The organism is Psychrobacter sp. DAB_AL62B (assembly GCF_028895345.1).
GTDB lineage: Bacteria > Pseudomonadota > Gammaproteobacteria > Pseudomonadales > Moraxellaceae > Psychrobacter.
Map to the genome: position 1 here is coordinate 1 of NZ_SAXC01000034.1, position 465 is coordinate 465.

Annotated in this window: 1 protein-coding gene; it reads left to right on the forward strand. The window is 37.8% G+C overall.

Annotation, left to right across the window (positions count from 1 at the left end; all coding sequences use genetic code 11):
- Positions 1–465, forward strand: a 465-nt coding sequence (locus tag EPB74_RS13385; protein WP_274904645.1) for a DNA cytosine methyltransferase, incomplete at both ends; no start/stop codon positions are given.

The following is a 465-nucleotide window of genomic DNA, read 5'->3' on the forward strand; positions in this document are numbered from 1 at the left end:
AGAATGGAGAACATAAACCCTCTATCACAAGGCTAGCGAAGCTAGAAGCTCTTAACAATACCCATCCTTTTGAACACACTAATAAAAACAATGATTTCACTTTTATTGATTTGTTTGCAGGTATTGGTGGTATACGTTTGCCATTCCAAAAACAGGGTGGTAAGTGTGTTTTTACTAGTGAAATAGATAAACATGCTCAAAAGACCTATTTTGCTAATTATGGAGAGTATCCAAGCGGTGATATAACTGAGGTGCGCGCTAAAGATATTCCTGATCATGACTTGTTGTTAGCAGGATTTCCTTGCCAAGCGTTCTCACAAGCGGGTCTAAAGCAAGGATTTAAAGATACACGCGGCACTATGTTTTTTGAGATTCAGCGAATTTTGGCTGAAAAGCGTCCAAAAATATTTTTACTAGAAAACGTCAAGCGATTAAGAACTGATAAGAAAGGGGAAACCTTCCAAA